Consider the following 21852-nt stretch of genomic DNA (forward strand, 5'->3'; position numbering starts at 1 on the left):
GCAAAATTAGCTCGAGATGCGCAAGATCGCGAGCCCCGCTCCGGGAGTGGGTCTCAGGAAAGATTGGGAGGCCATCATGGATGTGATGAGCGGCACCGGTCCAGTCCCGACGCCGACACATGTGCCGAGCGAGTTCCTCGCATATGAGGCGGAGTGCCGAGAAGCGCTGCAGCCGCTGCTTGCTGGACTGCTCGACGCGGCCGAAACCGCCGGCTGGAGACGCCGCACCGCCGCCTCAACACTGATGTTCCTGGCGGCGCAGCAGGTATCGGCAGCGGCTACGCCGGCCAAGGGCTGAACCGAAAGCTCGCCAAGCAGGCGAAATCATTTCAGATCCCGCGCTGCATCGACGAGCCGCCGATGCAGATGAGGGTCGTGTGATTGCGGGGCGATTGCGAGAATGCATGAAGGTGGTGGGATGCAGCCGACCTGGCTGAGGAACTCAGTCTTGCCCCGGCCGATGTGGCGCACTGGCTCAACGGTCGCGCCCCGGTGCCGCTTGCCGTTGCCGCCTGGAGGCGTTGGTCAAAGCCCACAAGGCGCTTCCGCCGGCGAGCCTGAGCCGGACCGAAGTGTCAGCGCCGACCGGTTCCGCGCCGCCCGCGGCTCGCCCCGAGGCCGTTGCCGCCGCGACAACTGGCCAACAGCATGATCGAGGAGAAAAGCAGCGCCGCGTTGCAGCGCTATCGGCGGCCTGCTTGCAGCCTGATTCTCGCAGAGCTCAAGCTTGTGCGCTGGTTTCATAGGAAGCGGGCAAAAGGCTATTCGGCTTCCCTGGACGGGAGCAAACGGTGGCCCCAAAGCGACCGAGCCGCGCAGGCTACGAACTCACCATACGCGGAAAGCCAAACCGGAAAGGCGCGTCTCCTATTGATGTCGGCGCCCCTCCGGATTGGCACCTTCTGCCAGGCCTCTTGAACACGGACACCGCCGAACTAAATCGTACTCCGCCGGAGGCCCATCTTGGGGGCCGGCGTGTCGGGCGTATGCAACAGCATCCGCCGACGTCAGTCTTGTACCCATGTTGCTCAGAGGAGGATGTGGCTATGAGAACCACTCTCGATTTCACCCCACTTTTCCGGTCGGGCATCGGCTTCGACCGAATGCTGAACGCGCTTGAGGCCGCGAGCCGCGGCGAAACCATCGACAGCTGGCCTCCATATGACATCGCCAAGCTCGGCGAGGACGATTACCGCATCACCATGGCGGTAGCTGGCTTCAGCCAGGACGATCTGACCCTAACCCAGGAGCAGAACACGCTCATGGCGTCCGGTCACAAGGCGGGCGAGGAGAATGGCCAGTATCTTCATCGAGGCATTGCCAGTCGCGCGTTCCAGCGCCGTTTCGAGCTGGCCGACCACGTGAAGGTGGTGAACGCCAGCCTGGTCAACGGTCTGCTGACGATCGATCTCAAGCGCGAAGTTCCTGAAGAGATGAAGCCGCGCCAGATCGAAATCGCGACGAGCGGCAAGGCGACGCCGAACTCCTCGCCGAAGCAGATCGAGGCTGAGAAGCCGGCCGCCTAAGGCATTCCGCGAGCGCACTCGCGCGCGGGCGCCGGGTCATGAGCCCGGCGCCGAATGGTGCATTGTCACAACGAACGAAAGGAGAAGAAAAATGAGCGTTCGAGATCTGATCCCTTGGGGCCGCGACAACGGCAATCAGGCGACCTTATTCCGCGCTGGCGACCGTGATCCGTTGCTGGCGCTGCATCGTGAGGTGAACCGGCTGTTCGATGATGTCTTCCGCGGCTTCGGTTCGACCCTACCTGCCTTCAGTGGCGCTTCCGCCTTCGGCGGCGGTTGGCCAAGCGTCGAGATTTCCGACGGCGAGACGGAGGTCAAGGTGACGGCCGAGGTGCCCGGTCTTGAGGAGAAGGACATCGAAGTCCTGCTCGACGACGGCGTACTCACGCTGAAGGGCGAGAAGCGTTCCGAAACGGAGGACAGGGACAGGCAGTTCTCCGAGCGCTTCTATGGTCGCTTCGAGCGCCGTATCCCGCTCGGCTACGAGGTCAAGGAAGACAAGGTTGATGCCCGCTTCAGCAATGGTGTGCTGACCGTGACCTTGCCCAAGAGCGAGAAGGCGCAGTCGCAGGGAAAGCGCATCGCCATCAAGAGCTGACGCGTGGCAGGCGCCGGCGGCCGGCTGTAGGGCCCCGCCGGCAGCATCCATGCCAGACAGGGAGGATGAACGATGGAGAGACAGGTTGACAGATCCACCAGAGCACCAATCCCGCGGGGGTGGTCGTCGAACGACAACCGGCAGAAGCCCCTTTCGATGGGACGCTCGACCTTCCCGGGCGACGCCGTCGCACGGATCTACAAGCCGTCCCGCGCGGCGACGACTTCCGGCACGGCCCGCACGCGCGGCTGGCGTCTCGTTTTCGAGCGGCGCACCGCGCCCTTTGTCGAGCCGCTAATGGGCTACACCGGGAGCCGCGATACGCTGACCCAGGTCGAGTTGAACTTCCCGACGCTGGAGTCGGCCGTTCGCTACGCCGAGCGACAGGGGTTGTCCTATGTCGTTCAGAATGCGACGGAGCAGGCTGATGATGGGGCGACCAGGCCTGCCAAGCCCGGAAGGTCGACCTACGGCTTTTCCAACATGACACTCGACCGGCTCGGACTTGGCGCGCTTCAGGAGAGCTACGGGTGCGCCCTCGACGGCGCTGCAAACCGCAACGATCCATCCGGTCCGGAAAGCTGGACGTCGCCGATGGGCGTGGCCCGCGATCCGAAGCTGACGCTGGAGGCCAAGCGCTCGATCCTGATGAACTGGGCTTGGACGGAGTATCTGATCGATCTGGCGACCAATGAGGGCATGCCTGAAAACGACCGCCCCTCGCGCCTCGACGAGGTCCAGCAGGCGCTGCTCGCGCTCGAACGGGAGGTTGCGGCTGACCAAGCCAATTCAGGCATGCGCAAGGCGGCATGAGGTGTGCCTACGAGCGGGTCTGGAGCAAGTTCCGGGCCCGCTTTTTCAACCCCGCGGGCGTAGCCCCGCAGACAGGAGTGACAACACCAGGTCAGGGAGGCAAACAATGCTCGCTCTCACATCGAACCTCCGCGTCGTCGCCGTTGCGATGGGGGCCATTTTCTTCAGCCTCGCTCCCGTTGCTGCGCAAACGGCGGCACCGGCTGAAGCATCCAGCCTGCCGACGCTTGCGCCCATGCTGGAGCGCGTCACACCGGCCGTCGTCAATATCGCGGTCGTTTCCAAAGCCCCCAAGGAAGACAATCCGCTTTACAGCGACCCTAATTACCGGCGCTTCTTCGGGCCGGAGCAGCTGCCGCAGGCCAGGATGAGCGCCGGCTCTGGCGTGATCGTCGATCCGGCGAAGGGCTATGTCCTGACCAACAATCACGTCGCTGGGGACGGCAGCGAAATCTCGGTCACCCTCAAGGACGGCCGGCAATTCCCGGCGAAGCTGATCGGCAGCGACAAGGACACCGATATCGCGCTGCTTCAGATCGACGCTAAAAACCTCACGGCGATACAGACAGGCGATTCAGACGCCCTGAAGGTCGGCGACTATGTCGTGGCAATTGGCAATCCCTTCGGTCTCGGCCAGACCGTGACCTCCGGCATCGTCAGCGCGCTTGGCCGCAGTGGACTCAACATCGAGGGTTACGAGGATTTCATCCAGACCGACGCCTCGATCAATCCGGGCAATTCCGGCGGCGCCCTGGTTACTCTGGACGGCAAGCTGATCGGCATCAACACGGCTATCCTCAGTCCAGCCGGCGGCAATGTCGGCATCGGCTTCGCCGTGCCGAGTAACATGGTTGTTTCCGTGATGAAGCAGTTGATCGCCCACGGCGAGGTGCGGCGCGGAAAGGTGGGGATCGGCATCCAGGATTTGACGCCGGACCTCGCAAAGGCGCTGCAACTCGGAGACCTCCGCGGCGCGGTGATCGCCAATGTCGAACCCGGCTCGTCGGCAGAGAAGGCTGGATTGCAGGTCGGCGATGTCGTCACCGCGATCGACGGACATCCCGTGCAAGGCACGACCGACCTCAGAAACCGGATCGGCCTCACCCCTGCCGGAAGCACTGTCAAATTTGCCGTCAAACGCGCTAATGGCGAAGTCACGATCGACGTGACGATCGCTGCACAGGAAAGCGCGTCGGAGACGCTGGCAGGCACCCTCCTGCAGGGCGCCAAGATGAGTGACGCTTCGGCCGAGGAAGCCCAGCGGGCAGGCGCGGACGGGGTCGTCATCGAGAGCATCGAACCCGCTAGCCCGGCGGCGAGAGCGGGGTTGCGGACCGGCGACATGATCGTGGCGGTCAACCGCAAGCCGGTCTCTTCCGTGTCCGATTTGCGCAGTGCGATCGCTGGCCAGCGCGCAATACTGGCCTTGGAGCTGGTCCGTGACGGGGGGCGTCTTCTGCTGGTTGTGCGATAAACTCCGGAGCCCGCTCGACCTTCCCTCGAGAGCGGGCTCTTCCAATTTCTGGCCGTCGGGATGTTCGCTGCCTACATCACCGAGCATGGGGTGATGACGGACGGCGAGTCCCTTCGACCAACGCTCTCGCCATCAAGCGCGTTGGGAACCGGCAAGTAGGCGTTCGCCATCAGCGATCCCCCGCTAACGGAACGCTTGACGCCGTTCTCCTGCTCGATTCCCCTGATCGAGCGCAGCGATCATGTCGAAGGCAACCAAAAGAACGGCCCACCCCTGATGCCATGCAGGAGCGGGCCTGCGGAGGATAGGGGCTCCGCGCGGCAGCGCACGGCAAACAGCGGAGGGCATAGCGCCGCCGGGCCCCAAACTTACCCGAATGCGAGGTGTTCCTCGGCGTCGGAACATTTTCTTTGTGATCCGGTTTCTCGGGCAGGACCGCCCCCGTTTGAGGTCGCATGGCGTAGCGTGTGCTCGCCAACTTCACCTGGCCGGTAATGTCTCAGGCAGCACACATCATCGCGAAGACGCTCGGCACAGGCCGCCGGGCAGCGTTGGGAACGTCGTGCCGGCTATCCGCGCCATGATTGCTGCACCGGGCTTCCCGGGCTCTCGCTTGACGCCCAGCGGTTCGAGTCGCATTCCCAGCATGTAGTCTAGGCAGCGGCGGCGGCAAATAGCTTCTTCGTCACGCGATTGCGAATGGCGCCTTAGTTCGAGTATGCGATGGAATCCTTGTTTTTTACGGGGGCGGGCGCATGCTTACCGCCTCTTTCTCGACCGCCACGAAATGATTGGCGCCTCATCCTTTTCTACTCGCCGAGCTGCGCCCCGCATCAGACCTTGACGGCAGACCAGGCCAGGCAGCCCGCGGCGACCGGCGTTGTGCTGACGAGAACGGCTCCTTCCGCGTGAAGCGTTATGAGGCCGGCCCAAGAGACCTCGTCGACCACCCAGATTGTCCCACCTTTATCTGTCGATTTTAGGTTCGTCCGCGCCTCGAGTACGGCTCGCATCATTTGGGCCGGGCTTAGACCTTCCCGGAAGACGACGATCGTGTGGGTTGCACCCTCGAAGCGCTGGCCTGCGCCCGCAGTCAGCCCAGCTAGCATGGCAACGCTCATCAAAGCAGCCGCCGCGCCCCGTGCTGGTCCTCCCCGATTGGGCATCAGGAGAACGAGCACCAAAGGCAAGATGCCAAAAATAACCAGCCATCCGATGTCCCATGCCAGGGGCACTTCGCTCGCCATCCTGATCCGGTGAAGGCCGAGCAGCCAATGAATGATGACCGCGTCAACGATGTGCCAGATGCCGAACCCGGCCAAGGCGAGCCGTAGAATTTCGCTCGTCGTGCCGGGGCGCGCGCCAGATGCACGAGCCGCCACGAGCAACACCGTGCCCAAAATGCACAACAGATACATGAGCAGGTGAAAGAGGCCGTCCGCCAGAATTTGGAAGCGCAAGTCTGATCCTGCCGGTTCGCGAAGGCCGGACAGGAGGTGGTGCCACTGCAGGATCTGATGCAGAACGATGCCGTCGAAAAAGCCGGCCAGCGCAAAGCCAACGAGCAGCCACCCGACAACGGCCTTCCGATTGATTGCTGGCCAGTTCAAGCGCATGACTGGCGCCCTACCTCAAAGTGGCCGGACGAGGGGTGACCGGCAACCTCGGTCTGAGGTCGTCGACTGGCGCAGCCGGAATGTCTTCGGTGAGCCCGTGGACGCCATAGCTCGCCTCAATCCAGAACGCACAGATTAGGCCTCCGACCACAGCCAGGAGTACTAGCACTGCCGCAATAGTTTCGAGCATCAGACGTCGCTCCCTGTTCAGCCCGTTTGCCCGAACATCCCGGGGTTGGAGTTGTTCCCTTGGCTTGGAGATTACGGCTGATCATCAGGAACAATACCGTCAATGCGAGGTTGGGACGCGCTTGCCTGCTCAAAGGAGATCACTATGCCAGCCTCATCGGCGAAAGCCGATACTCCGGCTCCGGCGCACAAGCCGGCAGGAGTCACCCGATGGGTGTTCTCAACTAATCACAAGGACATCGGGACACTTTATCTGATTTTCGCGATCCTTGCGGGCATCATTAGCATGCTCCTGTCAGTCGCTATGCGCATCGAACTTCAGGAACCGGGTATACAGATCTTTCCTGGCTTGGCCTCGTTTGTATACGGCTTCGAGGGTGCCACGGCCATTGATGCAGGCAAGCAGCTCTACAACGTATTCACGACAGCACACGCCCTTATCATGATCTTCTTCGCGGTCATGCCCGGTCTGATCGGCGGCTTTGCCAACTGGATGATACCGCTCATGATCGGGGCTCCTGATATGGCTTTCCCGCGGATGAACAACATTTCTTTCTGGCTGCTGCCGCCTGCCTTCATTTTGCTCTTGATGTCGCTGTTCATGCCCAGCGTACCAGGAGGCTATGGTGCAGGAACGGGATGGTTCCTCTACCCAACGCTGTCGACGTCGGGCCATCCTGGGCCTGCCGTTGACCTGGTCATTCTGTCGCTGCACATTGCCGGGGCCTCATCCATCCTCGGGGCGATCAATTTCATCACCACGATCTTCAACATGCGTGCGCCCGGCATGACGCTCCACAAGATGCCTCTCTTCGCGTGGTCGGTTCTGATTACAGCATTCCTTCTTCTCCTCGCGCTCCCCGTTCTGGCAGGCGCGATCACGATGTTGCTGACTGACCGGAACTTCGGCACTGCCTTCTTCCTCCCGGACCAGGGCGGCGATTTGCTCCTCTACCAGCATCTTTTCTGGTTCTTCGGTCATCCGGAAGTCTACATCATGATCCTCCCGGCATTCGGCATTGTGAGCCAGGTAATATCCACCTTTTCGCGCAAACCGATCTTCGGCTATCTCGGCATGGTCTATGCGATCGTGGCGATCGGCGCGATAGGGTTTGTCGTCTGGGCGCACCACATGTACACCAGCGGCATTGGCCTGGACACGCAGCGCTATTTTACCTTCGCGACAATGGTGATTGCGGTGCCGACAGGTATTAAGGTCTTCTCCTGGATCGCCACGATGTGGGGCGGATCGATTCGCCTGCAAACGCCCATGCTCTGGGCGTTGGGATTCATTTTTCTGTTCACAATCGGTGGGGTAACAGGCGTTCAGCTGGCCAATGCTGCGCTCGACCGTGAATTGCACGACACTTACTTCGTCGTCGCGCATTTCCACTACATACTCTCACTGGGAGCTCTCTTTGGGATCTTCGCGGGCTGGTATTACTGGTTCCCGAAGATGACCGGGTATATGTATAACACTCTACTGGCGGGAGTGCATTTCTGGACGACTTTTGTCGGCGTCAATCTGGTCTTCTTCCCGCATCACTTTCTAGGTTTGGCGGGCATGCCGCGCCGCTACATAGACTATCCCGATGCATTTGCAGGCTGGAATATGGTCTCTTCCTATGGGGCCTACATATCTGCCGCGAGCGTACTGTTCTTCCTGGCCGGAGTGGTCGACGCCTTCTACAGACGAAGGGAGGCCGGCGATAATCCTTGGGGTCCGGGAGCCACGTCCCTGGAGTGGATGTTGCCTTCGCCACCGCCGTTCCATCAATGGGACAGGCTCCCGATCATTAAATAGCCCGGGTCGGCGATTTCGGCGCCCATGCGTGACGGTCCCTGCAGCCAATGCCCTGGCTCTCGTGGCCCTCAATCAGCATCCAACACGACGGGGTTGGTGTTGGCCCGGGAGAGTACCGGGCCCCTAGCGAGCCGTTCCTGATCCCCGGTCGGGCTCGCGGATAATTCATCGCCATGCACGAACTTGATAGCCAAACAGAACGACCAGCGCCAAGGAACATTTCTGATCCAAGGATGTTCGGGGAACCCCAACCCTGGAGAAACCTCATGTTCATGCACAATAAGCGACTGCAATACACCGTCCGTGTGTCGGAGCCGAATCCGAAACTGGCATGCATGATAATGGAGCAGTTCGGCGGAGCCGATGGCGAGTTGGCCGCCGCTATGCGCTATTTCGTCCAAGGGCTGGGCGAGGATGATGTCGGTCGAAAAGACATGTTGCTCGACATCGCAACCGAAGAACTAAGCCACCTCGAGGTGGTCGGGTCAATTGTCACAATGCTGAACAAGGGACTCAAGGCACACCTTGCCGAGGGACAGATGAAGGAAGCTGAGCTGTATTTGATGGTTGGCGCCAGCGGCACAACGGCCAAGGAGTCAATCCTGTTTGGCGGCGGACCCGCATTGTGCGACTCGGCCGGAGTGCCTTGGACCGCCGCCTATATCGATTCTCGCGGCGAACCAACGGTGGACCTGCGCTCCAACATCGCGGCCGAAGCTCGTGCCAAGATCGTGTACGAGCGACTGATCAACATCACCGATGATCCCGGCGTCAAGGATGCCCTCGGTTTTCTGATGACGCGCGAAGTCGCCCACCAGAAGTCCTTCGAGAAAGCGCTGTACGCGATAGAGAACAACTTCCCGACGGGCAAACTCCCGGGCATCGAGAAATATGCCAGCATGTACGTCAACACCTCGCAGGGCGAAGGAGACGCCACGGGACCCTGGAACTCGGGAGGCGAATGGGACCGCATCGACAATCTCGAAGAGGTGATGCCCGCCGACGGGGGCGACGGGATGGCGACTGTCAAGCTAAATGCCAAGGACAAGAAGGTCGCGGCCAATCTGGCGGAGCGGACACTCTCGGACCCGGCTTCCGATCCGATGACCGGCGCCGATCTTGGAGCAGGACCGGGGGCGGGCCGCACCAAGAACGGTGACATGGGCGGCGCCGCCAACATCCAGGAGGCGCCGGCGCAGGCAGCGGCCGCTACTCGCAAAACAAATTGATCGTGCCCAGGAAAGCCACGAGCAGAACAGCTGCATAGGTGCTTGACTGCGTGTAGGCCACCCCGGTTGCGATCATCAGCCCGGACGCAGCCAAAAGCAGAGTGCGCCGGTCCGCCCGTACGGCCAGGAATCCAATGCCGAGCGTCAGCAGCGCCGAACCAAGGAGTGCGGCGGTGGCGACAACGCCGATCCCGAGCGGTCCAAGCCCGATTGAAGCCAGGTATACCGGCAAGAGCACTGCGGCAAAGCCATCGCCAAAGTCTCGACAGGCCCGCGCCGCGTATATGTCCGCAGCGCGGCCGCCTTTCCTAAGGTGCTTGACCTCGCCAGGGCCAACGCAGTTGCCTTCGGAATTTCGAAGGGACTCTGTCAAAGATCAGCTACCCGTCATGAGGTGTACTTGATCGAGGGCCAGGTTTAGTCCTTTGGCCAACTTCCCGACAGTCGTCATTCGCCCAGAAATCAATGGAGAACAGCCCGGGTTCGTCGTCGGGCTGGTTGTGCATGGACGTGACCTCTATTCCGCTTTCCCGCAACGCTTTTAGCACTGAGTTCAGGTCGGAAGCGATCAAGAGCAAGTCGCAAATCTGAGCCACGGCGAAAATGAACCATTCGGCTGCTTTGCGCCCCGTGTCGGCCGTTGAGGTAAGCTGTGAGTATCTCGAAAGCGGACGTCATCGACGACAACGCAAAGGACGTCGCACAAGGCACTACGTCGCGGCTTCCTGCTCCATCTCCTTCATGTCCTGAAAGCGGTCCGCGATCCGCGGGTGGAGCCGGCCGCCATCCGCCGCGCCGATGGCAACGACGATCTCGTCGGCGGCCGGGCCATCGGCAATCTGGAAATTGGCGGTGATGAAATGCGAGCGGCGACCGTGCTCGCTCTTGTGCATCATCGGCAGCGACAGCAGCGCTCCCGGCGCGTTGCGCGTGTTGCAGAATTCGAGATAGGTCGTGCCGCCGACGGCCTCGCGGAACACATTGCCGAAGCGCAGTGTGTGGATCATGGCCGAGGCGTGCTCGATCTCGCCGGAGACCCCGACGGCCGCGGCCTTGCCGTAGCTCTCGATGCGCTCCGCGGGCATGAGCTCGAGCAGGCGGCGTGTCAGCTCATGGCCCAGCCGGGGTGTGATGGCCACGATCTCCGGTCGCAGATTCTCGACAAACCCTCGCCCGGCCCAGGGATTGCGCAAGACGCCGGCGACGACGATCGACGTGACCGGCCTGGCGCCCGCCTTGCCGCCTTCGATGTGCACTTCCTCGATGAAGGTGCAGACTTTTCGCAATTCCATGATTTCGAGTCCCGTTGGTGGAAGCCTAGCCTAGTAAGCCCCAGGGGACAGGTATTCCTCCGGTTCGTAGGAAGAATCGGCGTGCGCCACGCTTGGAAGCTGTGTAGCGTTGGTATATCCGCGAGGGCTTAAATTGACCCTTCGCGAGGCGGAAGACCGGGCGTGGACCACGAGTCGCAAATTCTCTCTTTGCGGGACGCCGCCAGCCTCATCAATTCGGGTGGCGATCTCCAGTCGGTGCTGCGCGACCTCGTGCTGGCAGCTTGCCGCCATGCCAAATGGACGCTTGGCTCGATCATGAGCATTGATGCGCCGCATGGCCACGCCTATGTCATCGTGCGCCATGACCCGACGCTCATTCAGCGCACTTTGCCTGACCGTTGGGAACTGGCCACCAGTCCTTCCATCGTCGCGCTCAACCGCAACGAGCCTGTCTACATCAGGGACGCGCGGATGTCCGAGGAGTTTCCGGGCTACCGCCGCGAGGCGTTCGAGCGCGACTACCGCAGCGTGCTCGTCATGCCGATGAACTGCGTCGATGAGGACGGCCGGCCGATGGTGCTGACGGTCGTCTCGCGCGAGATCACCGAAGTGAGCGCTGAGGATATCGCTTTCATCGGCATGATCGTGCATCTGGGCGAGATCGCGGTGGAGAAGCAGCACCGCCTGCGCCAGGAAAAGCAGGCCGGCGAGCGCCTGCAGCGCGCCCTGGCTGCACACACCTCCCTTCTGCAGCAGGCCCTGTCGGAAGGATCGGTGGCCGCGCTCGCCGACAAGGTCGGCGAGCTGCTGCCCAATCCGGTTGTGGTAATCGATTTCCATGCCAACCTGGTCGTGGCCGGCCGCTCGCCGAGCGAAGCGCATTTCGACGCCGCGTCCTGGCAGCAGGCGGTCGGCGGCGTGCTCAACCGACAGATATTCAAGGTCGCGCGCGGCGCCTCGGAAGCGCGCCAGAACGAGACGCTGTTCGTCGATGACGGCAAGCACCGGCTCAAGCTTTCGGTGCGCCTCGAGCCGCTGACCATCGACGACGAAGTGGTTGGGGCGCTGATGATTTTTCCGACGCCGCAGCAGTCGGGCCAGCTCGACCAGATGCTGCTCGACAGCGCCAAATTCGCGCTGAGCGTGCAGATGATGCGCAGCTTCGTGCGCTTCCGCTTCGAGACCAGATCGCTGACCGAACTTTTCCTGGAGGTCGTTGAGCGCCGCTGGCGCGACGAGGCCGATATCGTCAATCGCGCCCGTCGATTGGGGGTCAATCTGACAACGCCGCAAAGATTGATCGTCGTCGACTATGCCGATGAGGCCAAGGATGGCAGCGGCGGTCTTGCCGATCCCCACCACGCATTGGTCCGGCTGCTGGAACAGGCAGGCCTGGGGGGCACTGTCATCGCCGTCGAGGGCGGCCTGGTCTGTCTCGTTGAGGAGGATACCGGGCGGGATACGCGTCTGGGGAAGCTGCCGAACAAAATCGCCGGGGAGCTTGGCCGCTATTTCGAGCGTGAGCCGGCGGTCTTGGCTTCCGAGGTTTGTTCTGCGCTAGCCGACTATCCGACCGCGTGGGAGCGCTGCCGCCGCATGATCCGTATCGGTCGGTCCTTCGGGCGCACCGGCGTTTTTGCCGGCCAGGATTTTGGTCCGCTGCCGATGCTGGTCGCCGCAGCCGACGTGCCCGACGTGCGCAACTTCGTCGACAAAAGCGTCGGCGCGCTGATCGCGCATGATCGCGAGCACGGCACGCCCTATCTGGACACGCTGTTTGCCTATCTGCGCGACGGCTGTCGCAGCCAGGCTTGTGCCGACGCCCTCGGGCTGCACGTCACCACCTTGCGCTACCGCCTGTCGCGCATGAAGGAATTGTTCGGCATCAAGCTGGACACACCCGAACAGCGCTTTGCGGTCGAGCTAGCGATCCGCCTCAGCGGCATTATCGACAGCCGCGTGCCGGCCGTCCGCTAGAACCGTTCCACCCCTGCCGCCATTTCAGGCCCCGTGCAGGCACGGGCACGCCGCGCTTCCGCTTGCTCGGGTCGGCAGCAGCGCGTCGTGAACTCTTTCCTATAGATCGGAGGAAGAACGATCGCCGGCTCCTGACTAGCTTCCGTCCAACGATGTGGAGGAAGACGATGGCAGATGCGATGACACAAAGGACGATCGACCCGATCGCCTTGCGTCGTGCCTTCGGCACCTTCGTCACCGGGGTCACCGTCATCACTACGCGCGACGGCGACGGCAATCCGCGCGGCATGACCGCCAATTCCTTCACCTCCGTCTCGCTCGATCCGCCGCTGCTGCTGGTCTGCGTCGGCAAGTCGGCGGCGAGCTTTCCGGCCTTCAACGAGGCGCAGTCCTTCGCAGTCAATTTCCTTCATGAGGGGCAGGTCGATGTCTCGTCGGTGTTCGCTTCGAAGACGGCGGACAAGTTCCAGTCGGTGAACCATGACCGCGCCCACACCGGCGCACCGGTCCTCACCGATAGCCTGACCTGGTTCGACTGCACCGTTCACAACCGCGTCGAGGCCGGCGACCACATCATCCTGATCGGTCAGGTGCAAGCCTTCGGGACCAGTCCGTCGGCGCCGCTCGGCTTTTGCCGCGGCCGCTACGCCAGCGTGAAGGATCCTCTGCCGGCCGGTTGGCTCGCCTCTCAGGACATGATCATCGGCTATCTGGTCGAAGCGGGGAACCGCATCCTTCTACGAAGCGACGGCAAGGGCGGCTTCGTGCTGCCGACGGGGCGGCGCCGCAAGGCGGACAGCAGACTGCTGCTGGACGGCGGCGAGGCGCTGAGCCTCGTACCGGAAAACACCTTCCTCTATTCGGTGTTCGATGTCGCCGACAGCGACCCAGGTTACCTGATCTATCGCGCCGAACTTAGCCGCGACGGCACACAAGCCACGCTGCCGGACAGCCATGCCTTCTTTCCCGTCGACGCGCTGCCCTATGACCAGATCGCCACGCACGAACTGCGCGCCATGCTGCGCCGCTATGCGCGCGAACGGCAGGACAAGCGCTTCGGCATCTACATGGACAGCGGCGACGGCGGCCGCGTCGCGATGATCGACGGCCAGTCGCAATCGTGGACGCAGGCTGCATCCGAATGACGATCCACGCGGGACAGACAGCATGAAAACGACGGTCGCATCGCTCGAAGGGTCGCGCCAGGACCTGTTCATCAACGGCGCGTTCGTGGCGCCGAAGAACGGGCAATATATCGACAGTTACGACCCGACCACCGGCAAGCCCTGGTACCAGTTCGCCGAAGCCAGCGAGGAGGATGTTGGCGCGGCTGTTGCGGCGGCGCGCGCTGCATTTGCCGATCCGACCTGGCGGCGTATGACCCAGACCGACCGCGGCAGGCTGGTGCGCCGGCTTGCGGAACTGGTGCTGGAGCGTGCCGACGAACTGGCGCTGATCGAGACCCGCGACAACGGCAAGCTGCTCAAGGAAATGCGGGCGCAGATGCGCGCCATGCCTGACAGCTACACCTACTTCGCCGGCATGGCCGACAAGCTGCTTGGCGACACCATTCCGGTCAACAAGCTCGACATGCTCAACTTCAACCTTCGCGAGCCGATCGGCGTGGTCGGCATGATCACGCCGTGGAACTCGCCGCTGATGCTGCTCACCGGCACGCTAGCGCCGTGCCTGGCGCTCGGCAACACGGTGGTTGTGAAGCCGTCGGAGCATGCTTCGGCCTCGACACTCGCTTTGGCCGAGCTGATCATGGAGGCAGGCTTCCCCGCCGGCGTCGTCAACGTGGTGACCGGCACAGGAGCAGTCGCGGGAGACGCGCTGACCCGGCATCCGGGCATCGCCAAATTCGTCTTCACCGGCTCGACCGGGACCGGGCGGCGGATCGCCGCCAATGCGGCGCAAAACCTCATTCCCTGCTCGATGGAACTTGGCGGCAAGTCGCCACATGTCGTCTTCGGCGACGTCGATATCGAGCATGCCGTGAACGGCGTCGTGTCCGGTGTCTTCGCGGCCGCAGGCCAGACATGCGTCGCCGGCTCGCGTTGCTTCGTCGAGGCAAGCGCATATGAGCCTTTCGTCGAGGCGCTGGTCGAGCGCACAAGGCGGGTGCGGGTTGGACCGCCGATGCTGGAGGACACCGATATCGGCCCGCTGGCGCTGTTGGCTCAACTCGCCAAGGTGGAAACCTATGTCGCTTCCGGTGTGCGCCAGGGCGCCCGGATCGCGGCCGGCGGCAAGCGGCCGCAGTCGGACGAGCTTGCCGGCGGCTGGTATTTCGAACCGACCGTGATGACCGACGCCGACAACGGCATGGAGTTCATGCAGGAGGAGCTGTTCGGCCCCGTCGTCGGCGTCATCCCGTTCTCGTCGGAGGACGAGATGATCCGGCTCGCCAACGACACCCGCTATGGTCTCGCCTCTGGCATCTGGACACGCGACATCAACCGCGCGCTGCGCTTCGCCAGGAATGTCGAGGCCGGCACGGTCTGGATCAATACCTATCGCGCCTCTTCCTTCATGTCCGCCAATGGCGGTTTCAAGGAAAGCGGCTACGGGCGGCGCGGCGGCTTCGACGCGATGGAGGAGTTCTCGCGGCTGAAGAACGTCGTCATCGACTATTCGGGCGCCATGCAGGATCCGTTCGTCATCCGCCTTCGCTGATCAAAAAACCCGACGCAACGACCGGGAGACCGACATGAAATTCGCCGTATCGCTAACTATGGAGCGCTTCTCGCCCGACATTCCGATGGAAAGGGTGAAGCGCAACCTGCTGGAACTGGCGCGGATGGCCGACGAGGGCGGCTTCGAGACGCTATGGACGGCGGAGCACCACACGATCGAATGCACGATCTCGCCCAATCCGCTGATGACGCTGACCTGGCTAGCGCAGCACACCGAGCAGATAAGGCTCGGCACCTCGACGCTGGTCGCGCCCTACTGGAGCCCGATCCGCCTGGCAGGGGAGGCGGCGCTTTGCGACCACCTGACCGGCGGGCGGCTGGAATTCGGCATCGCGCGCGGCTCCTACCAGTATGAGTTCGACCGTATGGCCGGCGGCATGCCGCAACAGGAAGGCGTCGCCTATCTGAAGGAGTTGGTGCCAGCGGTAAAGCGACTGTGGGCCGAGGACTATGCCCATGACGGGCACTACTGGAGGTTCCCTTTGGCCGCCGGCGTTCCGAAGCCGCTGCAGAAGCCGCACCCGCCGATCTGGGTGGCCGCACGCGATCCGGGCACATTCGATTGGGCGGTCGGCATCGGCGCTTCGATCCTGTCGACACCCTTGTCGGCGCCGCCGTCCGAAGTGGCCGTCCTTGGCGAGAAATTCCGCAAGGCCGTCGCCGATCATCCGGAGGTGCCACGGCCGCGCCTGATGATGCAGCGCCGCACCTGCGTCTACGAAAGAGAGCAGGACTGGGAGGTCGCGGTCGGACACGCCATCAATTATGGCCGCGCCTTCGAGAACCTGTTCCAGAATATCGGTACCGTGCGCAACGGCTTTCCCGAAGCCGTGCCCTACGAGAGCGTCAAGGGCAAGGATAACTACAATCCCGAGAATATCCGCCGCAACCTCATGTTCGGCACGCCGGACGAGGTGATCGAAAAGCTGCTCGACTACGAGGCCGCGGGCGTCGACCAATACTGCCTCGGCCTGACGTTCAATCTGCCGTTCGAGCTGCAGAAAAAGACGATCCAGCTTTGGGTCGACGAGGTGATGCCGGTCTTCGCCGCGCGCGAGCGTGACAAGGCGCGCCAGGCGGCGAGGGCGTGACCATGGCGCGCTCCGGCCAGCTCGATGTCAAAGGCGTGCTGCTCAACTGGCGCCTCGAGGGCGAAGGGGGGGTGCCTCTGGTCTGCATCCATGGCGTCGGCTCCTACCTCGAAGCCTGGAACGGCGTGGCCGAGCGGCTGAAGGATTGCTTCGCGGTCCTCACCTTCGACCTGCGCGGCCATGGCCGCTCCAGCCGGGTCAAGGGCCGTTACGAGATCGACGATTTCGTCGGCGAAACGCTGGCGCTGGCCGACCATCTCGGGTTTTCCACGTTCAATCTGGCTGGATTTTCCCTGGGCGGTCTGATCGCCCAGCGCTTGGCGCTGACGCATGCCGAGCGGTTGCGGAAACTGGTGCTGCTGTCGACGGTCGCCGGCCGCACGCCCGAGGAGCGGCAAGCGGTGCGCGGCCGGCTGGCGGCGCTGATGGCGAGCGACGCCTCGACGCATCATGCCGCCTCGCTGTCGCGCTGGCTGACGGAGGATTTTCAGGACAGCAACCCCGGCATCATCGCGGAACTGCGTGGGCGTGACGCCGAGAATGACCCCGACTGCTACGCCGCCGCCTACCGGGTTCTCGCCGAAACCGATTACGGCGGCATCCTCGACCGCATCACCTGTCCGACGCTGATCGTGACCGGCGAGAACGACCAGGGATCCAGCCCGCGCATGGCGCGGCTGATGCACGAACAGGTGCAGGGATCCGAGCTCGCAATCCTGCCGGGGCTTCGTCACTCGATCCTGATCGAGGCGCCGGCTCTCATTGCTGAAACGATGGCCGGCTTCCTGCTCAGCGCCGGCTGCGGGAGAGGAGCCGGCGCGCATGGGTAACGGTCTTCGCGGAGCGGGAGCGGCCGGCTTGCCAAGCGGCACCTGGCCGAAAACAAGCCGAGGTTTTCCCCGTGAGCGAGGGAATGACGACGGCAAACATCCCGCGCAGCAACGGAAGACCGGACCGGCCAGGGCATCGCTAAATGCGGGAGCCGTTCGCAGGACGCCGACCTCGTCGCCAAGGAATTGCGAGATCATGACCGGCTGAATGGCCATGACCGCATGGGACTGAACAAACAACAAGGGAACAGACGAAAATGACATTCTGGAACAGACGACAGCTGACGATGGCCGCACTCGCAGTTGCGCTTGGTGCTTATCCTGCCCATGCAGGCGCGGTGCTCGACCGCGTGATGGCGGCTGGCACGCTCAAGGTGGCGACCGACGCCAACTGGGCGCCGCAATCCTTCATGAACGTCAACAATGAGCTTGACGGCTTCGACGTCGAGGTCGCCAAGGCGATCGGCGAGCATCTTGGGGTCAAGGTCGATTTCGTCACGCCCGGCTGGGACATCATCACGGCCGGCAACTGGGCGGGCCGCTGGGACATGCACGTCGGCTCGATGACGCCGACCAAGAAGCGCGCCGAGATCTTCGATTTCCCGGCGGTGTACTACTACACTCCCGCGGCGGTCGCGGTGCACAAGGACAGCAAGGCCAAGACGCTCGCCGATCTCGACGGCAAGGTGGTCGGCGCTACCAGCACCTCAACCTTCGAGGCTTATGCCAAAAAGGATCTGACGCTTGACGCCGCCGGGGCACCGCCATTCGAGTACAAGCTGAACCCGAAGGAAGTCCACTCCTACGAGAACTCGACCACCGCCTTCGACGATCTGCGTCTCGGTGACGGGGTGCGGCTGGACGCGGTGGTGTCGTCGCTGCCGTCGATCCTGGATGCCATAAAGGCAGGTTATCCGATCAAGCAGTTGGGCGAACCGGTGTTCTACGAGCCGCTGGCAATCGCCATCGAGCATGGCGATCCGGAATTGTCGGCGAAGATCGCCGATGCCGTGAAGGCGATGAAGGCCGACGGCACGCTGAGCAAGCTCTCGGAAAAATGGTACGGCCAGGACTACTCTAAGACGAACTAATGTGTCCAAGGCGGCCTGCCATTTGGCAGGCCGCTGAACCGCCGGTGCTCAAAGATGCTCTACCCGGATACCGTCGAGGCCGAAGTCCTCGTTCACAAGCCCTGGTTCGTGGCGACGATGTTCGGCGTCGTCCTCCTGGTCTTCATGGCGTTCAACCTGTCGGGCACCGGCTTGGCCGAATTCATGCGCCCGGTGATCGGCGAGCCGTCGGCGAGCGGCCTCTACGGGCGTTTTGCCGTGGGCTTCGCCGTCGCGGTGATCTTCACACTCAACGTGGTCCTGATCGGCTTCGCACCGCTCAAGCTGCAGATCGGCATCGTATGGCTGGAACTGCTGCTCCTGTTCATCGCCTTCTTCGAGACTTTTCACCTCAGCCTGCCTTTCATCCGCGAGAAGCTGCCGTTCCTGATCGGCCAGGGCGTGGTCACCACGCTCTATGTCTCGGCTATCTCCATCGTCATCGCTTCGGTCATCGCGGTGGCGGGCGCGGTTGCCAAGCTCTCCAACAATGGCTTCGCTTATGCCATCGCCAGCTTCTACACCTCGTTCTTCCGGGGCCTGCCGCTCTTGATGCAGGTCTACCTGATCTATCTTGGACTGCCGCAGCTCGGCTTCGTCATCAATGCCGTGCCCGCCGGCATCCTGGCGCTGTCGCTCTGCTACGGCGCCTACATGACCGAGATCTTCCGCTCCGGAATCCAGAGCATCGACCGCGGCCAGTGGGAGGCATCGCGCTCCATGGGGTTCGGCTTTGCGCTGACCATGCGCCGCATCATCCTGCCGCAGGCATTGCCGGTCATCATTCCGCCAACTGGCAACCAGTTTATCTCGATGCTGAAGGATTCCTCGCTGGTCTCCGTGATCGGCGTGTGGGAACTGATGTTCCTGGCGCGCACGCTCGGCCAGAAGACCTTCCAGCATATGGAAATGCTGATCTCGGCTGCCGTCATCTATTGGATGCTGTCGATCTGCCTCGAGCTGATCCAGTCCCGCATCGAACGGCACTATGCCAGGAGCAAGGTGCGATGAACGCTCCAGCCATCATTGAGGTCAAAGCCGTTTCCAAATGGTACGGCCAGTTCCATGCGCTGAAGGGTATCAACCTGACGGTCCACAAGGGCGAACGCATCGTCATCTGCGGGCCGTCCGGTTCGGGCAAGTCGACGCTGATCCGCTGCTTCAACCGCCTCGAAGCCCATCAGGAGGGCGAGATTGTGGTCAACGGTGTCACACTGCATGGGAGGATGAGCAACGTCGCCGCCGTGCGCTCCAACGTCGGCATGGTCTTCCAGCACTTCAATTTGTTTCCGCATATGACGGTGCTGATGAACTGCATGGCCGGACCGATGTGGGTCAAAGGTGTGCCCGCCGCGGAGGCGCGCCAGACCGCGCTCCAGTTCCTGGAACGAGTCCGCATCCCCGAGCAGGCGAACAAGTTCCCCGTCCAGCTTTCCGGCGGCCAGCAGCAGCGCGTGGCGATCGCCCGCAGCCTGTGCATGAAGCCCGATGTCATGCTGTTCGACGAGCCGACCTCCGCGCTCGACCCGGAAATGGTCTCCGAGGTACTGGACACGATGACTGGACTGGCGCGGGATGGCATGACGATGGTGTGCGTGACGCATGAGATGGGCTTCGCCCGTGCCGTGGCCGACCGCGTCATTTTCATGGACGCCGGACAGATTGTCGAGGAGGGGACGCCCGACGCGTTCTTCGGCAACCCGCGTTACGATCGGACGAAGATGTTCCTCAGCCAGATCCTGAAGCATTAACGTTCCAGGCAAGACTGCTTTTTCGCCTACGCTTTCAAAAAAATCGGACAGTCCGCTGCCGGCCCCCTTCCAGGCATTTACAGTGGCCCCTAATCGCCGAACTTGGCCAAAGCTGCTGAGGTCACACTAAGCGCTAATCTATGCTGAAAGCTAGGACCTCGATTCTATGCGTCAGCTTTCCGCGCAGGCGAGCGGCTGTTGCCGCCGGTCTTGGAATCGCGCTTGCGCTTTGAAAGGTGCGCAAGCAGAGCCGCCAAACCCATCGCGTTGAGAACCCGCGTCCTAGGAACGCCCCCCTTGCGTGCCATCTCGACACCCCAATGCATGTGATCGAGTTCGCGGATCGAATGCGCGTCCGGATTGATGCTGAAGATGCAGCCGTAGTCGAGTGCCTTCTGATGCCACCGCCAGTCGAGATCGAGCCGCCACGGATGCGCGTTGATTTCGACAGCGACACCATATCTCGCGCACGTTCTGAGGACCTTGTCGATGTCGAGATCATAGCCGGGGCGCCGCAACAACTGGCGACCGGTCATGTGTCCGATGATTGTCGTGAAGGGGTTCGCGATTGCCTCAATGATACGGTCCGTCTGCTCTTTCTTCGGCAACTTGAAGCGGCTGTGCACGCTCGCGACAACGAAATTGAACTGCTCCAATACGTGGTCCGGATAGTCAAGCGAGCCGTCGGCCAGGATGTCTGCCTCGACGCCCTTGAGGATACGGAATTTTCCATCATACCTCTTGTTCAGCCGATCCGCTTCGCGGTGCTGTTCCGCAATCTCCTGCAATGTGAGGCCGCCCGCGTAGTGCGCAGACTGCGAATGGTCGGCGACGCCATAGTACTCGAACCCGCGCTCACGGGTCGCTTCAGCCATTGCCTCGTGCGTCTCGGTGCCATCGGATGCGGTCGTGTGAGAATGCAGGATGCCATGCAGATCTTCGTCCCGGACGAGGGTAGGGAGTTGCCGCCTCGCTGCCCGCTCAACCTCGTCCCTGCCTTCGCGCAGTTCGGGTTCGATGAACTGCAGGCCCAGCGCGTCGTAGATTTCCTCCTCTGTCACTGATGCGATCAGCTTTCTCCCGCGGTAGAGACCATCGGGTTTGAGGGCGAACCCTCTCTCGGCCGCACACATCCTCAATTGCTCTAGATGGGCCGCGGAACCGGTTGCTTCGAGGAAGCTCGCGCCAAAGTGCTTCTTGTCCGTTACGACAAGCCTGAGGGTGGACTGCTCGATTTCGGTCCGCTTCTTCCCCTGCGCGACCAACGCGAGGTCGGCAACAAGTTCGCAGCCACGTCGGAAATCACCGGCGATTTCCACGCGCGAAAACTCGGGATGCGCTTGCTTCACGGAAATGATCGCGTGCTCAAGGAGGGCGGCGGCCTTGTGCAGGTGAAGCTGTGTTTCGCCGCTTCGAGCGATAGCCAGGTTCTGCAGGATTTTTGCTTGAAACGAAGCACCGAGGCCTTTGACCGGCCGGATGCGATCTGCCCTTGCTGCCGCTTCGAGCTCGGCCAACGAGTTCACGCCGAGCGCCTGATGAAGCTTCAGTATCTTGTCGGGCCGAAGGCCCGGTACGGCAAACAGCTCCATTACACCCGCCGGCACCTCCTCGCGCAGCTTCTCAAGGCGTGGGTGCGTGCCCGTTTCATAGAGCTGGCGCACAATGTCTGCGATCGCGTCACCGATCCCCGGGATTCTGGTGAGGGCGCCTGCGGCGATGATCCGGTCAAGCGGCTGCGACAACGCAGCCAGACTATCGGCCGCGCGCAGGTAAGCCTTGGTGCGATAGGGATTGCCCCCGCGCAGCGACGAGCGATGTGCGTATTCCCTTAGGAGACTGGCGACGGTCCTTGAATCGGGTTTTGCCATT

Annotated in this window: 19 protein-coding genes and 1 pseudogene; 15 read left to right on the top strand and 5 right to left on the bottom strand. The window is 62.4% G+C overall.

Annotated features, from left to right (window positions below):
• Positions 1 to 76 precede the first annotated feature (76 nt).
• From P9230_RS10335 to P9230_RS10355, 5 genes are all read left to right on the top strand, one after another.
• A complete protein-coding gene (locus P9230_RS10335) occupies positions 77 to 298 on the top strand; it encodes a hypothetical protein (RefSeq protein WP_095801819.1) in 222 nt (73 codons plus the stop codon).
• Between the two features lie 748 nt (positions 299 to 1046).
• Positions 1047 to 1526, top strand: coding sequence for an Hsp20 family protein (locus tag P9230_RS10340; RefSeq protein WP_127213885.1), 480 nt, complete (start codon positions 1047 to 1049; stop codon positions 1524 to 1526).
• A 91-nt stretch (positions 1527 to 1617) separates the two neighbouring features.
• Positions 1618 to 2124, top strand: coding sequence for an Hsp20/alpha crystallin family protein (locus P9230_RS10345; protein ID WP_278118715.1), 507 nt, complete (start codon positions 1618 to 1620; stop codon positions 2122 to 2124).
• 72 nt (positions 2125 to 2196) lie between these two features.
• The gene (locus P9230_RS10350; protein WP_127213883.1) at positions 2197 to 2937 is read left to right on the top strand and encodes an ETC complex I subunit; all 741 of its coding nucleotides are present in this window, start codon (positions 2197 to 2199) and stop codon (positions 2935 to 2937) included.
• 106 nt (positions 2938 to 3043) lie between these two features.
• Positions 3044 to 4411 carry a DegQ family serine endoprotease gene (locus P9230_RS10355; RefSeq protein WP_127239601.1) on the top strand — a complete coding sequence of 456 codons (1368 nt, stop codon included), beginning with the start codon at positions 3044 to 3046 and terminating at the stop codon, positions 4409 to 4411.
• Between the two features lie 833 nt (positions 4412 to 5244).
• Here the strand turns inward: P9230_RS10355 and P9230_RS10360 are convergent.
• Complete coding sequence (locus P9230_RS10360) at positions 5245 to 6027, bottom strand: DUF2243 domain-containing protein (protein WP_127325730.1); 783 nt, start codon at positions 6025 to 6027, stop codon at positions 5245 to 5247.
• A gap of 334 nt (positions 6028 to 6361) precedes the next feature.
• On the opposite strand from P9230_RS10360, the gene ctaD reads away from it, so the two are divergent.
• Both ctaD and P9230_RS10370 read left to right on the top strand, forming a co-directional pair.
• Positions 6362 to 8020, top strand: coding sequence for a cytochrome c oxidase subunit I (gene ctaD / locus P9230_RS10365; protein WP_278118716.1), 1659 nt, complete (start codon positions 6362 to 6364; stop codon positions 8018 to 8020).
• Between the two features lie 266 nt (positions 8021 to 8286).
• Positions 8287 to 9249, top strand: a complete 963-nt coding sequence (locus P9230_RS10370; RefSeq protein WP_127248621.1) for a manganese catalase family protein — start codon at positions 8287 to 8289, stop codon at positions 9247 to 9249.
• Here P9230_RS10370 and P9230_RS10375 read toward each other — a convergent pair.
• The 3 genes and pseudogenes from P9230_RS10375 to P9230_RS10385 all read right to left on the bottom strand — a co-directional run.
• A pseudogene (locus P9230_RS10375) lies at positions 9245 to 9535 on the bottom strand (MFS transporter); the annotation flags it as partial. The gene P9230_RS10370 and the pseudogene P9230_RS10375 sit on opposite strands and share 5 nt — an antisense overlap.
• A 94-nt stretch (positions 9536 to 9629) precedes the next feature.
• Positions 9630 to 9845, bottom strand: a complete 216-nt coding sequence (locus tag P9230_RS10380) for a DUF1259 domain-containing protein (RefSeq protein ID WP_347403985.1) — start codon at positions 9843 to 9845, stop codon at positions 9630 to 9632.
• A gap of 114 nt (positions 9846 to 9959) precedes the next feature.
• Positions 9960 to 10541: an amino acid synthesis family protein gene (locus P9230_RS10385; protein ID WP_095802751.1), complete on the bottom strand. Its 582-nt coding sequence runs from the start codon at positions 10539 to 10541 to the stop codon at positions 9960 to 9962.
• Positions 10542 to 10703: 162 nt separating this feature from the next.
• Here P9230_RS10385 and P9230_RS10390 point away from each other — a divergent pair, with 162 nt between their 5' ends.
• From P9230_RS10390 to P9230_RS10425, 8 genes are all read left to right on the top strand, one after another.
• On the top strand, positions 10704 to 12500 hold the full coding sequence (locus P9230_RS10390; RefSeq protein WP_095802738.1) for a helix-turn-helix domain-containing protein: 1797 nt from the start codon (positions 10704 to 10706) through the stop codon (positions 12498 to 12500).
• A gap of 167 nt (positions 12501 to 12667) precedes the next feature.
• Positions 12668 to 13645, top strand: a complete 978-nt coding sequence (locus tag P9230_RS10395; RefSeq protein ID WP_127248623.1) for a flavin reductase family protein — start codon at positions 12668 to 12670, stop codon at positions 13643 to 13645.
• Positions 13646 to 13667: 22 nt separating this feature from the next.
• Positions 13668 to 15179, top strand: a complete 1512-nt coding sequence (locus tag P9230_RS10400) for an aldehyde dehydrogenase (protein WP_127248624.1) — start codon at positions 13668 to 13670, stop codon at positions 15177 to 15179.
• Between the two features lie 34 nt (positions 15180 to 15213).
• The gene (locus P9230_RS10405) at positions 15214 to 16290 is read left to right on the top strand and encodes an LLM class flavin-dependent oxidoreductase (protein WP_127248625.1); all 1077 of its coding nucleotides are present in this window, start codon (positions 15214 to 15216) and stop codon (positions 16288 to 16290) included.
• A gap of 2 nt (positions 16291 to 16292) precedes the next feature.
• Positions 16293 to 17120, top strand: coding sequence for an alpha/beta fold hydrolase (locus tag P9230_RS10410; protein WP_127248641.1), 828 nt, complete (start codon positions 16293 to 16295; stop codon positions 17118 to 17120).
• Between the two features lie 257 nt (positions 17121 to 17377).
• Entirely contained in the window at positions 17378 to 18211 is an 834-nt protein-coding gene (locus P9230_RS10415) for a transporter substrate-binding domain-containing protein (protein WP_127848005.1), read from the top strand.
• Between the two features lie 54 nt (positions 18212 to 18265).
• Positions 18266 to 19240 carry an amino acid ABC transporter permease gene (locus P9230_RS10420; protein WP_127248627.1) on the top strand — a complete coding sequence of 325 codons (975 nt, stop codon included), beginning with the start codon at positions 18266 to 18268 and terminating at the stop codon, positions 19238 to 19240.
• A complete protein-coding gene (locus P9230_RS10425; RefSeq protein WP_278118717.1) occupies positions 19237 to 19980 on the top strand; it encodes an amino acid ABC transporter ATP-binding protein in 744 nt (247 codons plus the stop codon). Before P9230_RS10420 ends, P9230_RS10425 begins: the two co-directional genes overlap by 4 nt.
• A 164-nt stretch (positions 19981 to 20144) precedes the next feature.
• On the opposite strand, the gene P9230_RS10430 is transcribed toward P9230_RS10425, so the two are convergent.
• Positions 20145 to 21851 (bottom strand): DNA polymerase/3'-5' exonuclease PolX, encoded by a 1707-nt coding sequence (locus tag P9230_RS10430; protein WP_278118718.1) that lies wholly within the window; start codon positions 21849 to 21851, stop codon positions 20145 to 20147.
• Position 21852: the final 1 nt, after the last annotated feature.

Origin of the sequence: Mesorhizobium sp. WSM4887 (genome assembly GCF_029625865.1) — a bacterium.
In the GTDB taxonomy this organism is placed as follows: Bacteria; Pseudomonadota; Alphaproteobacteria; order Rhizobiales; family Rhizobiaceae; genus Mesorhizobium.